Genomic DNA, 12,810 nt, shown 5'->3' with positions numbered 1-12,810 from the left:
CCATCCTCGTAGTCGGATCAGGGCGCGAAGCTATATCAGCCCTCTGATACGCGTCAACGGACCCATTACGATCACGAACATGGGTATGCCGTTCGAGGAACGCCTGGGCGGCGACGTCAAACGCGTCGAGCACGCCATGACGCAGGCCAAGCAGCAGGCCCTCCGGCCGACCGGCCTGACCGTGCCCCAGTACGTCGCGCTGCTGGTGCTGGCCGACGCACCCGGCATCTCCGCCGCCGAGCTTGCCAGGCGGTGCCGCGTGACGCCGCAGACCATGACGACCATCCTGCGCAACCTGGAAACGGCCTCGTTGATCGCGCGTGTGCCCCACGACGTGCACCGCAACGTGCTGGAAACCCGGCTCACCGAGGCCGGACGCCGGGTGTTCGCCGTCGCCGACGAGCACGTGACGGCCGTGGAGCGGCGGATGTCCGACGCGTTGAGCGCCGAAGAACGCACCGCACTACGTGCACTCCTGTCCCGGGTGGCGGACGCCCTGTCCTGACATGCGGAAGGGCGCGGCGCCTTGTCGGCACCGCGCCCCTCGGGGTCGAGCTGTGTCAGGCCGTGCGACGCCGTCCCGCGAACACCGCGCCCGCGCCGGCCGCCAGCACCAGCAGGCCGATGAGCCCGAGGCCGGTCACGCTCGCGCCGGTCGCCGCCAGCACGGGCGACGCGCCGGCACCGGTCGCCGCGCTACCGCCGGTCGCCTGACTACCGCCGGTCGCCGCGGCTTCGGCGGGCGGGTTCACGCCGGGCTGCTGCGGCGTCTCCGGGTAGCCCGGGTCGGCCACCGCGGGACCGGGGTCGACGTGGATGTCCCGCCGCTGCGCCCCGCCGGCGATCACCTTGAACATCGGGTACGGGCCCCAGTTCGTGTTGAACTTCCACGGGCCGACGACGACCGGCGTGTAGTAGCCGACCGGGATGTCCGTGAACGCGAACTCGCCGTTGCCGTCCGCCACCGCCCGCGCCACCGGCTTGTTGGTGAAGAAGTCCAGCAGCACGATCGTCACGTTCGGCACGGCGGGCGGGTTCACGCCGGTGCCGTTGAGCACCCGGCCGGACACCGACCACACCTGGCCGGGCACGCGTGCCACGTCCGACGCCTGCGGCAGGCCGACGACCGATTCCGGGCCGAACGAGCACCACGCGCCGAACATGCCGTACGCGGCGGCGTACTCCGGCACCGCGTTGTCGAACACGAACGACTTGGTCTCACCCGGACCGACGTCGACACCGGGACCGTGCCAGTCCAACGGGCCCCACGCCGCGTCGTTGAACACGGCGGGCAACTCCGCGCTGCCGCAGAACGCCTTGGCCCGGATCGTTTCGGAGCCCGTGTTCCACAGCTTCACCGCGACCTGCACGCGGTCACCTTGGCCGTACGAGTCGCGGTCGAACTCAAGCGACGCGTGCAGCTGGTCGGACAGCGGGCGCACCATCTCGTAGTGGACGGTGACCTCCTGGTCCGGCTGGACCACGAGGTCCACCGTGCCGGCACGCACCCAGCCGGTCTTCTCGTCGTGCAGCCGCACGACGTACTTGCCCGCGGGCGCGCCCTCCAGCCGGAACCGGCCCGACGCGTCGGTCGTGCCCTCGAACCAGCGGCGCGGCAGGCCGCCCTCGAACGTGATCCGCACGTTCGGCAGGCCCTCGCCCTCGTCGAACGCGGCATCGCCGTCGAGGTCGCCGTACGCGACCGTGGTCGCCGTACCGGTGCGGTGCGTGACCGCCGCGCTCAGGTCGAACCGGTTGTCGGCCGGGTCGACGTCCCCGGGCGTCGTGATGGCGCCCGCGAGCCGCACCACGTCGTCGGGCGACCAGCCGACGACACCGGTCAGCGTGACCACGTGCTCCTGACCGGGCGCGATCTCCACCCCGCCCGAGTACATGCCGCCCCACTGCATGAGGTCGTAGGCCAGCTGGCCCCGCGTCGACCAGTCGTTCTCGAAGCGCACGTACCGGGCGATCGCGGTGCCGACGTTGGCGACCTTGACCGTGACCTTGATCTGGTCGTTGATGTCGTAGGACGGCTTGTCGAACGACGCGGTCACCTTGATGTTCGGGACCGGGCGCGGTTCCTCCACCAGCGGGCCGTCCACGACCTCGAAGCCCCACTGGCTGACGTACCCGCCGTGCACCCGCAGCACGAAACCCGCGGGGTCGCGGCGTGGCTGGTACGGGCCGGTGACGAGAACGTCGTAGTCGCCGACCGGCACGTTGTCGAACTGCCACCAGCCGGTCGCGTCCGACTGGGTCCGTGTGACGACCTGCTTCGTGGTCTGGTCGAGCAGCAGGAGCGTCACGCCGGGCAGGGGCGCGGACTGTCCCGTGTAGAGGGTCACCATGCCCTTCGCCGAACCACGTGCGCCGACGACCTTCGCGTTGTCCGACGCGCTCACGTAGCCGTGGCCGTCGCTGTTGGCGCCGTCGTTGCCGAACTCGCACGCGGTGCGCAGCCGACCGCCCTCGTAGGCGGCGTTCGGGACGACGTCAGGGATGACGAAGTTCTTCGTCTCACCGGCGGCCAGCGTGGTGCCGGAGCCGCGGTAGTCCAGGGGCGCCCAGCCGGGGCCCGTGCCGTCGAGGACCCACGCCTCTCCGACGCGGTTGCACACGGCGATGACGTTCGTCAGCGGATCGATGCCCTTGTTGGTGAGCGTGATCAGGACGTTGACCTGGTCGTCGCGCTGGTACGAGTCGCGGTCGAACTCCATGCGCGCGTCCAGCACCTCCGACACCGGCGGGGCGGTGGGGATCGCCAGCTCGGTCGTCGCGTCGCGCTGGACGGTGAACCGGCCGAACCCGGGCCGCACCACGATCGAGGAGTCGGCCAGGGTCAGCGTGTACTCGCCGACCGGCAGGTTCTCGAAGGCGAACCGGCCGTCCTGGTCGGTCACGGCGTTGAGCGAGGTCGACGGACGGCCGCCCCACCCGCGCAGCTCCTGACCGGCCCGCTGCTCGCCGGCGTCGAACCGCCCGTTGCGGTTGGCGTCGGTGTAGAGCACACCGGCCGCCCGGCCGCGCAGCTGCGGGACGCTCGCCCGGGTGGTCGCCCGGTTGTCGGCGGGCGTCGGGTCGGTCACCGAGTGGTAGGCGAGGAGGGTGAACTCCGCGTAGTCGTCGTCCTGCCGGTGCTGGCGCGCGCCCAGCTCGAACACCAGCTTCCCGCCGGGTTCCAGGTCGTAGCTGCGCCCCAACTGCTCCCAGCCGCGGTCCAACGACACGTTGCCGCCGGTGCGCTGGAACGAGACGCCGGTGGCCTTCGTGCCGCCGACGTTCTCCACGGTGACCGTGAGGGGCAGCTCCGACGCGGGCTCGTACTCGGCCCGGTCGAATGCCGCGGTGAGCCGCAAATCAGCCGGGGCGGCGATTTCCGCGGCGGTCTTTTCCCCGGCCGGCACGGCAGGCGTTTCCGCCGGCGTCGTGACCGGCTCCTCCGGCTCTTGGACCGGCTCTTGGACAGGTTCCTGCCCCGGCTCCGTGGACTCGCCCTCAGCCGGTGTGCCCACCGGCACAACGGTTTCGGCCACGGTTTCGGTCGGGGTCTCCGGCGAACCGACCTCGTCCGCCCAGGCCGGCTGCCCGCCGACCGCGAGCAGGCCGACCAGCAACGCCGCCGTCGCCGTCCGCCACACCTGTCTGGCCGCGCGAGCGCGCGCGGCAGCACCAATCGACAAAAGAACTGTCCCCCGTTGAGATCTGGTGGCCCGCGGTCCCCGCGCCGTCCGGGCCGAGCACGTCTTTCGGGGGAAAGTTACTTGAGCAACCGTCCGGTGGACAGCCCAATACTGGTCACTTTTCCGAAACGACCCCGCTGCGCTCGTGCCGCGTGCCGCACCGGGCGGGGCCGCTCAGCCCTCTGCGTCTGATGTGATGCGGGAGTAGACGAGCACGTCGGCGCGGCGGGTGCCGAAGTCGAGGAAGCTGCGCAGCTTGCCCTCCAGGAGGTAGCCGTTCATTTCCAGCACTTGTTGCGACGCGTGGTTGTCCGGCTCCACCCACGCCTCGATGCGCGCGAAATTGCCCGCACCCAGGCCCCACGCGGTCATCAACGCGATCGCACGAGAACCGATCCCCTGCCGCCGGGCGGCGGGAACGATCCAGTAGCCGATGCCGGCGACGCCTTGCTGTGGGCGCAGCATCAGGTTGATGTGCCCCACCGCCTCATCGGTGTCCTGCCTGGCGATGGCCAACGACCAGCCCTGCCCCGAGGTGAGCCGCGCGTGCTGGCGAGCGATGTAAGCCAATCCCGCTTCCGGCGTGTAGTGCACGGGAACGGTCGTGCCCTGCGGAATCCGCGGATCCTGTGAGGCTTGTTCGACGCACGGCAGGTCGCTGTCGCGCCAGGGACGCACGCTGATGACCCCATCTCCAAGCGGGTCCGGGTAGGTCAGGTTGGTCATGACCAGCCATTTCAGCACAACGCGGCACAACGCTCACCTGGATTACGCGCCGTCCGGACGCAATCGCCACGGGACGGCGGCGAACCGAGAACACCGTTTGACTTGGATCGGGTGACTTTGTCACGCTTGACCGGTGCATACGATGCTTCTACGCAACTGAGCGTCTTGTGCACGAAGGGTCGAGCCGGCTGTCCAAGCCGACTCGACCCCTCGGTTACAGATCGCGGACGAGCCGGACCAGCACATACGCGATCTGTGCGACAGCAGCGAAGAGCCTGGCTCCCACAAGAGCTGGGCTCTCGTTGCGCAACACCTTGGGGCGTCCGCTCTTCGCTGCCTTCAACCGGCGACGCATTCACTACCTCTTTTCAGTCCGAAGCCGCAGCTCCGGGGCCGGTCCTTCCAGCCCCCGGGGGCCTGGAACGACGGAGGCGTGCTCGCCGATCGACTGAATTACACACGCACGAGCCAGGCAATGGCAAGCAGGTCGAGAGGGGCCAATTGAGGGCAACTGCGTGGTGTCTACGTATTTTCACCCGAGCGAGTTGACTCTCGCATGGCGGTGTGCGACACCCAGGACTGCTCGACTTAAGTCCCGCCTCGCTGCAAACTGCGACCCAAGAGGCTTGGGGCTGGTCACCCAGGATCGAATGCGGTTGATGGAGACACACCCCTCTGTATGTGCACGACTGAAGTTGCCGTGATAACACACACAAAGGTTCACCGAGAGTTGTGACGTTACTCACGGTTCGTAGAACGCGGTGGCGACACGGTCGGTGAGTCAATCCTGAGCCTTTGCGGCTTATGCAACTTGCCGATCAAGAAAATCACCTTTGTACGCCACGTGAGCCCATGACGTCACTGGCGAATCATCGAACCATGGCCGCTAGATTTTGCGCGAGCATTCCCAGCAGTCGCCCGTCCGCGGAGCGCTCTCCCGCCACGGCCCGAGGTCGCGCGCGCAGTCAACGGCGTCGTGGAGCGCGGTGACGACGAGGTCGGGCGCAGCCTCACGCAGGGTTCGCCGCTTGTGCACCTTGTTGGCAAAGGCGATGACCTTCGCATGCGCGCCACGTGAAGCCACGACATCACTCGCGGAGTCGCCGATGAGCGTCACGGCGCCGGGCGGGGTGCCGAACGTCGAGATGACCGCCTCAACGAGGTGCGGACTGGGTTTCAGGAGTCGCGGATCGGGCCCCGTGCGCGCGGACACCACGTGGACGTGCTGGGCGAGGAAGTGGCGGTGCAGGTAGGTGTTGACGGCCTCGCGCGAGTTGTTGCTGACGATCGCCAACCCGCGCCCGGTCTTGTGCCACGCGCGGACGAGGTTGTGTGCGTCGGGCGTGGGTGGCGCAAGCAGTGCGGCGTCGACCTCGGACGCTCGCAGGGCGGCTTCGACTCGGTGTGCCTCATCGGTGCCGAGCGTGGCGGCGTGGGCCAGCACGTCGAAGGGGTCGGGGGAATGCTCGATCTCCGGGGGCAGTCGGGTGCGTCCCCCGGAAAGCACGTCGCGGAGCCGGTCGGCCACGTGGGGCGCGGGGACCTCGGCGAAGAGCGCGCACAGCGGGCCGTCGAAGTCGAGCAGCAGCAGCTCGGTGGACCGCAGGATCCGGCGCAAGACATCGTCCACTGTTGGCACTCCGCACGGAGGGGGTGTGACCGGGAAACGGGGCCACACCCCTCCTACCTGCGGAAGCGGAGGGATTTGAACCCCCGGACGGTTGCCCGTCTCCCGCTTTCAAGTTCTCGGATGGCGTGTTCAGGGCGCTTCCCGTGTTGCTGCACTGCTGGTCACTGAGACATGAGAGAGATCAGTAGGAGGGGCGAACGGCCGTGAACTGAGACCCGAACCGAGACCCGCTGGGGCGGATCTCGGCTGTCCAAAGTGGTCACTTCAACCACCGGCCCTGTCACGAAAGCCCCGAACACTCGTCACGAAGCAGCCAGATCCACCCGGTAGAGCAGTTCGTAGAGGTGGCCCCCCTTGACCATGACCGTCGTCTCCACGGGGCGATCATCGTCGGTGTAGATCACGCGGAACTGGCGGATCACCGGCACCTCGGCGGGCAGGTCCAGCAGCTGCACCTCATCGGGGGTGGGCTGACGTACCGAAAGCCGATCGGTGAACCTCCGCTGCGGGCTGCCCAGGTCGGCGAGCGCCTGAGGCGCGCCACCTCGGATCTTGCCTTTGCCCGCCAACGGCGTCCCGATGGCGAGCCGGGCCGGGTAGTACGAGTGCGACAGCTCCACCGGCTCCCCGTCGTGGGACATGAGCCGGTGACGCACCACGGCCCGCTCCCTGTCGCCCAGGCCCAGGGCTGCGGCCACGTCGGCGGGCGGGTTCACCTCGGCGACGTCGAGGAGTTGGTAGGAGTAACCGCGGGCACTGGGCGCGAAGTAGTTGCCCGCCTCGACCACGAACGACTCGCGGTCGCGCACGTACACACCCTTGCCGGGGTGGCTGCGCAGGTAGCCCTCATCCTTGAGCAGGGCCAGCGCCTTCTGGATCGTCGGGTTGGACGCGCTGTAGGTCTCCACCAGCTGCGCGGTGGACGGCAGTTGGGTCCCCGAGGCGAGTTCACCGGCCATGATCTGCGCCCGCAGCGCGGCAGCCACCTGCTGATGCAGGGGACGGCTATCGGTTCGTCTGGGCATCGTGGCTCCCTACGGAGAACTCGTAGTGCAGGTGGCGCCCTGCGGCGAGCATGGTCATGACGCTGACTTCCACGTGCACGTCATCGTCTGTGCTGGAGGTCCGTCGCAGCAGGATCACCGGTTCCGGTGCCTCCAGCTCCAGCAGCCGCTGTTCCTCATCGGTGGCCAAGCGGGCCGATACGTCCTCGGCGACGTGGCGCAGCTCGTATCCCAGCTCCTTGAGCAGCGTCGGTGCGCCGCCGGGAATCTTCCTGGGCTCCGCCAGGCGGGTACCGCGCGCGATGGAGGGCGGATAGTAGGAGTCCGTCAGCTCGACCGGACGTCCGTCCAACAGCATCACGCGGCGGCGAACCACCACCGGCGCGCCGACCGGCAGGCCGAACGCCTCCGCCACTTCCGCCGACGCTGGGACCTCGGCAACCTCGCGCAACCGCTGCCCTCCGGAACGCTGGGCACCTGCCGTCGCTTGCGACCAGGCGTCGCGCTCGCCCGCACTCTGGGCCATCACGTACCCGGCCGAGTCATCCAGCCCGTTTTCGCTGCTCAAGGCCCCTCCCTTCAGCTCCCCCAGGCATCATCGCCGCAGCTCACCTACCAACCCTAACCGTAAGGCGATAAGGGCGACGCTCCGCAAAGCTTGCAACCTTTCGCGAAAGGCTATACGGTTGCCCACGTAGCGACCGCTGCGACGGTTGCAACGAAAGCAAAGAGCCCCGGCGGTGCTGGAACACCGGCCGGGGCGGCAGATCACATCGAGCCGTTGGGGGCTTTCGATGCAAAACGAGGGTACCCGGATGTACCGGGTCAAAGCAGTGGCGGAGATGTTCGACATCTCGCCGCACACGGTCTACCGGCTGATCAAGGCCGGTGAGCTGGACGCGCTCAAGGTCGGTGGCTCGATCCGCGTCCCGGAGTCGGCACTGGCGGTGTTCCGGGAGGCGTGCGCGGGCACTGGTGACGACGCGACGGCCGTGGAGGTGTCGGCGTGAGCGCACCCACCGCGAAGCGCGCGGGGAGCCCGGTCGCGGTACAGGCCGAGGTGGACCAGGTGCGCAAGGAGCTTGCGGAGATCTCGGCGGGGATTGATCACTTGATGGTGCTGCGTCGTCGGCAGTTGGCCGACGAACGGGCGCGAGCCGCGGGGCGTCCGGCGAACTCCGTGGCGTCCTACCTGGCGGGGAAGTAGCGACCCTGCGGTGGCGGTACTCGCCCGGTACCAGCACAGCGGTACCGGTCCCGTCCGGCCGGTACCGCCACCGTGGACCGGTCGCCCTTCGGTACCCGTCGCTCTCCTGTGGCGTTGTTCGACCCGGTGCCGGGGAAACGACCCGAGTACCGCAGTTCCGTTCAGGTCGCGCCTTGCCAGTTGTCGGAACGCCCCTCGCGTGAGCGACCCGAGGGGCGACTGATCGCTTCTCAAGTGCACAGGAAGGACGTCGAACTATGGAGCTTCGCACTCATCGCCGGGACGCGAGTTCCAAGGCGGTGCAGGTGGCGCAGGGCAGTGATGCCGCGCCGCGTCCCACCGCCGACCCTCAGCCGACTGGGCCGACCACCCCCAAGCCAAGCGGGTCGCGGGAGCACGCCGGTGCCGGTTCGCGACCCGCGGGGCTGGTGGTGCCGGGGGTTCCGGCGGTGGTGTCCGTGGCGGAACTGGTCACGATCGCGGGCAGTACCGCCGTGTACGTCGGCGGGGTACCGGGTCTGGTGGCCGCCGGCGCGGTGGCCGGCGCGAGTGCCGCCGTGGCCGGTGTCCGGCAGGCACGTGCCCGCCGTGCGGCGCGGTTCCGGTCCGCCGGTGGCCGGACCGGTACCGCTGCCCGCACCGGTACCGGCGACCGGCGTCGCGGCCGTGCCGCCCGGAACCGCAACGCCGCTGTCGGCTCTGCGGGTTCCACTGCCGGTACTGGCGGTGGCCGCCGGCGGGCAGGTCTGGTCGGCAGGGTGCGGGCTGCGGTGGCCCGCCGACGCGCCGCTGCCGGCGGTGTCCGTGGTGCCGCCGGCGGTGTGGCCGGTCGGAGGATTCCGCCCGGTGGCCGCACGGCGGCGGTGCACGCTCAGCGTGCCGGGTACGGCACTCCGCCCGTGACGCGAGCCGTCCCGCGCGGTGCTCGCGCAACCACCGCGGGCGGGGCCGCGAACACTGCGCGGCGCGCTGCGGTCGGACACCGAACCGGGGTGAATGCGTCCGGTGCCCGCAGCACCGGGCACGGCGGCGGCAGCAGCCGTGGCAGCGCCAACCGTCAGCACAAGCTGGCGGACACGGTTCAGCGGGCACAGCGCTGGTGGGACGCCGCACGCGACGTGTGGCACGACGCAGCGGAGTATCGCGCGCTACTGCACGACACCGCCCGCCGTGCCTACTGGGACGCCGAGTCGGCCCGCCGCCACCACCGGTGGGTCCGGCAGGTCGTTCCCGACGTTCCCTCCCCCGCAGCCACCGCCGGATCGGTCTACCGGCACGTCCGCACCACCACCGGCGACGACCGGCACACGCCGGTGGTGCGGATGCTCACCGCCACCGCGTGGGCCGCCGGCACCTTGCTGACCGCAGCCAGCTACGCGGCCTGGATACGGCACTGGGAGACCCAAGAACGCCTCGCGCTCATGGCAGCTGTTCCCGGCCTCCCCGTCGCCGACCACATCCGCACCCCGACCGCGGACACCTCCCGTGATCTGGTGCCGCCCGTGCCCGCCCGCAACCCCGTCCCGGTCCGGCCACCCCATCCCGCCAGCGTGGTCGAGGCCACCGACTCCACCGGAGGAACCCCCGTATCCGGTTTGGGCATCACCGATCTGGCCATGGAGCAGTCCGCCCGTGCGGCCCGGTACAGCCCTGACTCCATGGCCGACTTCGGCCACGACCTGAACCAGTGGCCCCAAACCATCAGCCACCTGGCGCTCGCCCTGGCCACCTTCGTCAAGAAGGGCAGCGCCGAATACCCCATCCACCCCACCGTCATGGACAAGCTCACCGAGGTCTACCAGGCACTTGGGGCCGCTGCTGCCGCCGCGACCGAGGTCCCCGCCGTGTTCACCCGCGCCCACGCCACCGACCTCGCCCGCCACCAGGCACCACGGCCCGGCGAACACCTCTGGAACACCCCCCGCTGAACCCGGCGGACACCGGCCTGGCGGAGCACTGAATCACCTGCACACCCGGTGTGTCGGGGGTGTGCAGGTGATCCCTCCCCGATACCCACCGGCACACCCCTCACACCCGGTTCAACCAGCACAAACAAGCACACAACACACCTGCACACCCACCTGTGCGGGGCGATCGGACTGGACCGGCACACCCGCACACCCACCGGCACACCCGCTAAAACCACCTCTGAGCTGCACAAACAGCCCCCCAGACCTGAGGGTGTGCAGGTGTGCAGGTGTGCCGGCCGCACCCCCTCCGACCCGCGTTTTCGCCCTGAAACCGGGGGGCTGCACACCCACACACCCGAATGGCTGTGTCACCCACCGAACCACCCGACTGGAGAACACCCCATGGCACCTCGGACAGGCCGCCGGCGCACCCGGTCGGCACCGCCTCCGCCCAGGACCGACACCGCAAGGCTGGACCTGGGCGCAGTCGTGACCCTGCTCTACGTCGGTCCGTTCAGCCCGGACGACTGGCACCGGTTGGGGCCGGTGAGGTTGGCCCGGTACTGCGCCACCGTGGCCGCCGACCCCCGGATGCGGGTCGCGCAGCTGCGCGCCGGGCTCCGCGCCGCTCGCCGCTCCCACTCCCACTTGGTCGACCACGCGCACCTGGCCGCCGCCGAACGCATCGCCCCGGCGGTGCTGGCCGCGATCGCCGCCGCCTGACTGGAGAACCGACGTGATCCACCCCGAGCACGCACCACGACCCGTACCGCCGGTGGCGCCGGACGGGCGGTGGCTGCACCCGGTCACCACCACGGCACAAACGGCTCTAGACGAGGGGGGCGCGTCCACCCGTCCCACTGGCGACCGCGGACCCGTCGTGGCCGGACCCGATCAGCCCTCCGCCGCTCCCCTCCGTCTAGAGCGGTCCTTCAGCCGCGAGGTGGCCGAGTTGGAGCGGCAGGGAGCCGCCCAGGTCGCCCGCGCTCGGGCATGGCTTCCGGTGGCAGACCCCGCCGCGTTCGCCTGCTACCTCGGACATCTCGCCCGACGGATCGACCCGCACACCGAGGGAGACCCGGTCGGAGTGCTGGCCACCCTGGTCGGCGCGGCCGGCGTCCACCTCGGTCCCGGTCCCCACCTCGAACTCGGGTTCGGGGAGCGGCACCCGCTGTTGGTGTGGCCGATGCTCATCGGCGCGACCGGCATCGGCCGCAAAGGCACCGCCACCAACGCCGCGCTCGCCCTGTTGACCGAAGCCGATCCGGACTTCGTGGCCCGCAACAAGCACTCCGGCCTGTCCAGCGGTGAAGGGCTCGCCGCCGCCTTCACCGACGCCACCGACACCGAGGGCAACAACGCCAGGCCCCGCCTGCTGCCCGAGGGCGATTGCCGACTGCTTGCGTTGGAGACCGAGTGGTCCTCGGTCATGGCCCGGATGAAGCGCGAGGGCAGCACCCTGGGCGCGCTGCTGCGCCAAGCGTGGGAAGGCGGGAACCTCTCCACCCTCAACGTCGACGCGCGCATGGCCCGCCGCTCCCACCTCGGCATCATCGCCCACATCACCCCCAAGGAGTTCCGCGGCAAGGTTTCCGCCTCCGACCTCGCCGGCGGCACCTACAACCGGTTCCTCCCCGTCGCCGTGGCCCAGTCCAAGCACTTCCCGCCCGTGCCCGAACCCCGGCTCATGACCGACCTGGCCGCTTCCCTCGCCGCGCGCCTGGACCACGCCGCGCACCTGGGCACACTCGGCTTCACCGACGCCGCGCACCTGGCCTGGCGACACCTCCAAGTCGAGTTCAACGGCCACCTGGGCGGAGACGGGCCGGTCGAGGAGTTCATCTCCCGCGCAGCGGCCAACTGCGTCCGCATCGCGGCCATCCACGCCGCACTCGACCGCACCCCGCTCATCACCCCCGACCACTTGCAGGCAGCCGCCGCGCTCGTGCGCTACTCGATCGACTCCGCCCGCGCAGTCCTGGGCACCGACGCCGACGCCAACCAACTCGCCGCGTTCATCACCGCCGCCGGACCTCAAGGCCGCACCCGGAAGGACATCACCACCGTCCACTACGGAGGCAACGCCAAGCGACGCGGGATCGACCCCGCGCAGCTGCTCGACCAACTCACCCAGTCCGGCCGCGTCACCCGCACCCTGCGCCCGCCCGCCGGCGGAAGGGGGCGACCCACCGAGGTCTACACCGCCGCCCAGCCTCCGACGAACCCGACGAACTAACGAACTATGCCGCCGACCAGGGCGAACCCACTGGGCTTAGTTCGTCGGCGACGAACTAAGCCCGGCACGGAAGCGCAGGTCAAGTCCTTGGTTCGTTAGTTCGTCAAGTTCGCCGCAGTGCCCACCACAACACGAGGACACCACCATGGCCACCACTGCGAGCCGGACCCTGCTCAGCGTCGAGGAAGCCGCCCACCAACTCTCCGTCAGCCGCACCACCATGTACGCCCTGCTCAAGTCCGGTGACGTCACGAGCGTCCTGATCGGACGCCTCCGGCGCATTCCCCTGGACGCGCTCCGGGCGTACATCCAACGCCTTACCGCTCAGCAGAACACCTGAGCCCTGCGCGAAGTTCACCGGACAAACCTCTGGCGCCACATGACGTCACGACCTCGCACATCCGAAAACCCCAG

12 protein-coding genes and 1 tRNA gene are annotated in these 12,810 nt (G+C 69.9%); 7 read left to right on the top strand and 6 right to left on the bottom strand.

All coding sequences use genetic code 11. The features are described 5' to 3' along the window. Window positions 1–79 precede the first annotated feature (79 nt). Window positions 80–505 (top strand): MarR family winged helix-turn-helix transcriptional regulator, encoded by a 426-nt coding sequence (locus KZQ38_RS20870; RefSeq protein WP_219443805.1) that lies wholly within the window; start codon window positions 80–82, stop codon window positions 503–505. Between the two features lie 55 nt (window positions 506–560). Here the strand turns inward: KZQ38_RS20870 and KZQ38_RS20865 are convergent, their stop codons facing one another. From KZQ38_RS20865 to KZQ38_RS20840, 6 genes are all read right to left on the bottom strand, one after another. After that, entirely contained in the window at window positions 561–3,683 is a 3,123-nt protein-coding gene (locus KZQ38_RS20865) for a carboxypeptidase-like regulatory domain-containing protein (protein WP_219443804.1), read from the bottom strand. A gap of 174 nt (window positions 3,684–3,857) precedes the next feature. Then, window positions 3,858–4,409: a GNAT family N-acetyltransferase gene (locus KZQ38_RS20860; protein WP_219443803.1), complete on the bottom strand. Its 552-nt coding sequence runs from the start codon at window positions 4,407–4,409 to the stop codon at window positions 3,858–3,860. 886 nt (window positions 4,410–5,295) lie between these two features. Beyond that, on the bottom strand, window positions 5,296–6,039 hold the full coding sequence (locus tag KZQ38_RS20855; protein ID WP_219443802.1) for an HAD family hydrolase: 744 nt from the start codon (window positions 6,037–6,039) through the stop codon (window positions 5,296–5,298). A gap of 60 nt (window positions 6,040–6,099) precedes the next feature. Further along, window positions 6,100–6,181, bottom strand: a tRNA-OTHER gene (locus KZQ38_RS20850). Window positions 6,182–6,341: 160 nt separating this feature from the next. Beyond that, window positions 6,342–7,064: a GntR family transcriptional regulator gene (locus KZQ38_RS20845; protein WP_219443801.1), complete on the bottom strand. Its 723-nt coding sequence runs from the start codon at window positions 7,062–7,064 to the stop codon at window positions 6,342–6,344. Then, complete coding sequence (locus tag KZQ38_RS20840) at window positions 7,045–7,611, bottom strand: GntR family transcriptional regulator (protein WP_257901822.1); 567 nt, start codon at window positions 7,609–7,611, stop codon at window positions 7,045–7,047. The genes KZQ38_RS20845 and KZQ38_RS20840 overlap by 20 nt, the downstream gene beginning before the upstream one ends. A gap of 226 nt (window positions 7,612–7,837) precedes the next feature. Between KZQ38_RS20840 and KZQ38_RS20835 the strand changes: the two genes are divergently transcribed. The 6 genes from KZQ38_RS20835 to KZQ38_RS20810 all read left to right on the top strand — a co-directional run bounded on the left by KZQ38_RS20835 (window position 7,838) and on the right by KZQ38_RS20810 (window position 12,736). After that, a complete protein-coding gene (locus tag KZQ38_RS20835) occupies window positions 7,838–8,053 on the top strand; it encodes a helix-turn-helix domain-containing protein (protein ID WP_257901821.1) in 216 nt (71 codons plus the stop codon). After that, the gene (locus tag KZQ38_RS20830; RefSeq protein WP_219443800.1) at window positions 8,050–8,250 is read left to right on the top strand and encodes a hypothetical protein; all 201 of its coding nucleotides are present in this window, start codon (window positions 8,050–8,052) and stop codon (window positions 8,248–8,250) included. The genes KZQ38_RS20835 and KZQ38_RS20830 overlap by 4 nt, the downstream gene beginning before the upstream one ends. Window positions 8,251–8,708: 458 nt before the next feature. Beyond that, on the top strand, window positions 8,709–10,178 hold the full coding sequence (locus KZQ38_RS20825; RefSeq protein ID WP_219443799.1) for a hypothetical protein: 1,470 nt from the start codon (window positions 8,709–8,711) through the stop codon (window positions 10,176–10,178). Between the two features lie 471 nt (window positions 10,179–10,649). Further along, window positions 10,650–10,883, top strand: a complete 234-nt coding sequence (locus tag KZQ38_RS20820; RefSeq protein WP_219443798.1) for a hypothetical protein — start codon at window positions 10,650–10,652, stop codon at window positions 10,881–10,883. Between the two features lie 280 nt (window positions 10,884–11,163). Next, entirely contained in the window at window positions 11,164–12,396 is a 1,233-nt protein-coding gene (locus tag KZQ38_RS20815) for a DUF3987 domain-containing protein (protein ID WP_308258507.1), read from the top strand. A gap of 145 nt (window positions 12,397–12,541) precedes the next feature. After that, window positions 12,542–12,736: a helix-turn-helix domain-containing protein gene (locus tag KZQ38_RS20810; protein ID WP_219443797.1), complete on the top strand. Its 195-nt coding sequence runs from the start codon at window positions 12,542–12,544 to the stop codon at window positions 12,734–12,736. Window positions 12,737–12,810 lie beyond the last annotated feature (74 nt).

Source organism: Saccharothrix obliqua (assembly GCF_019375475.1).
GTDB classification, from domain to species: domain Bacteria; phylum Actinomycetota; class Actinomycetes; order Mycobacteriales; family Pseudonocardiaceae; genus Actinosynnema; species Actinosynnema obliqua.
The sequence above is the reverse complement of the archived record's forward strand: the minus strand, read 5'-3'. Positions and strand labels throughout refer to the sequence as shown.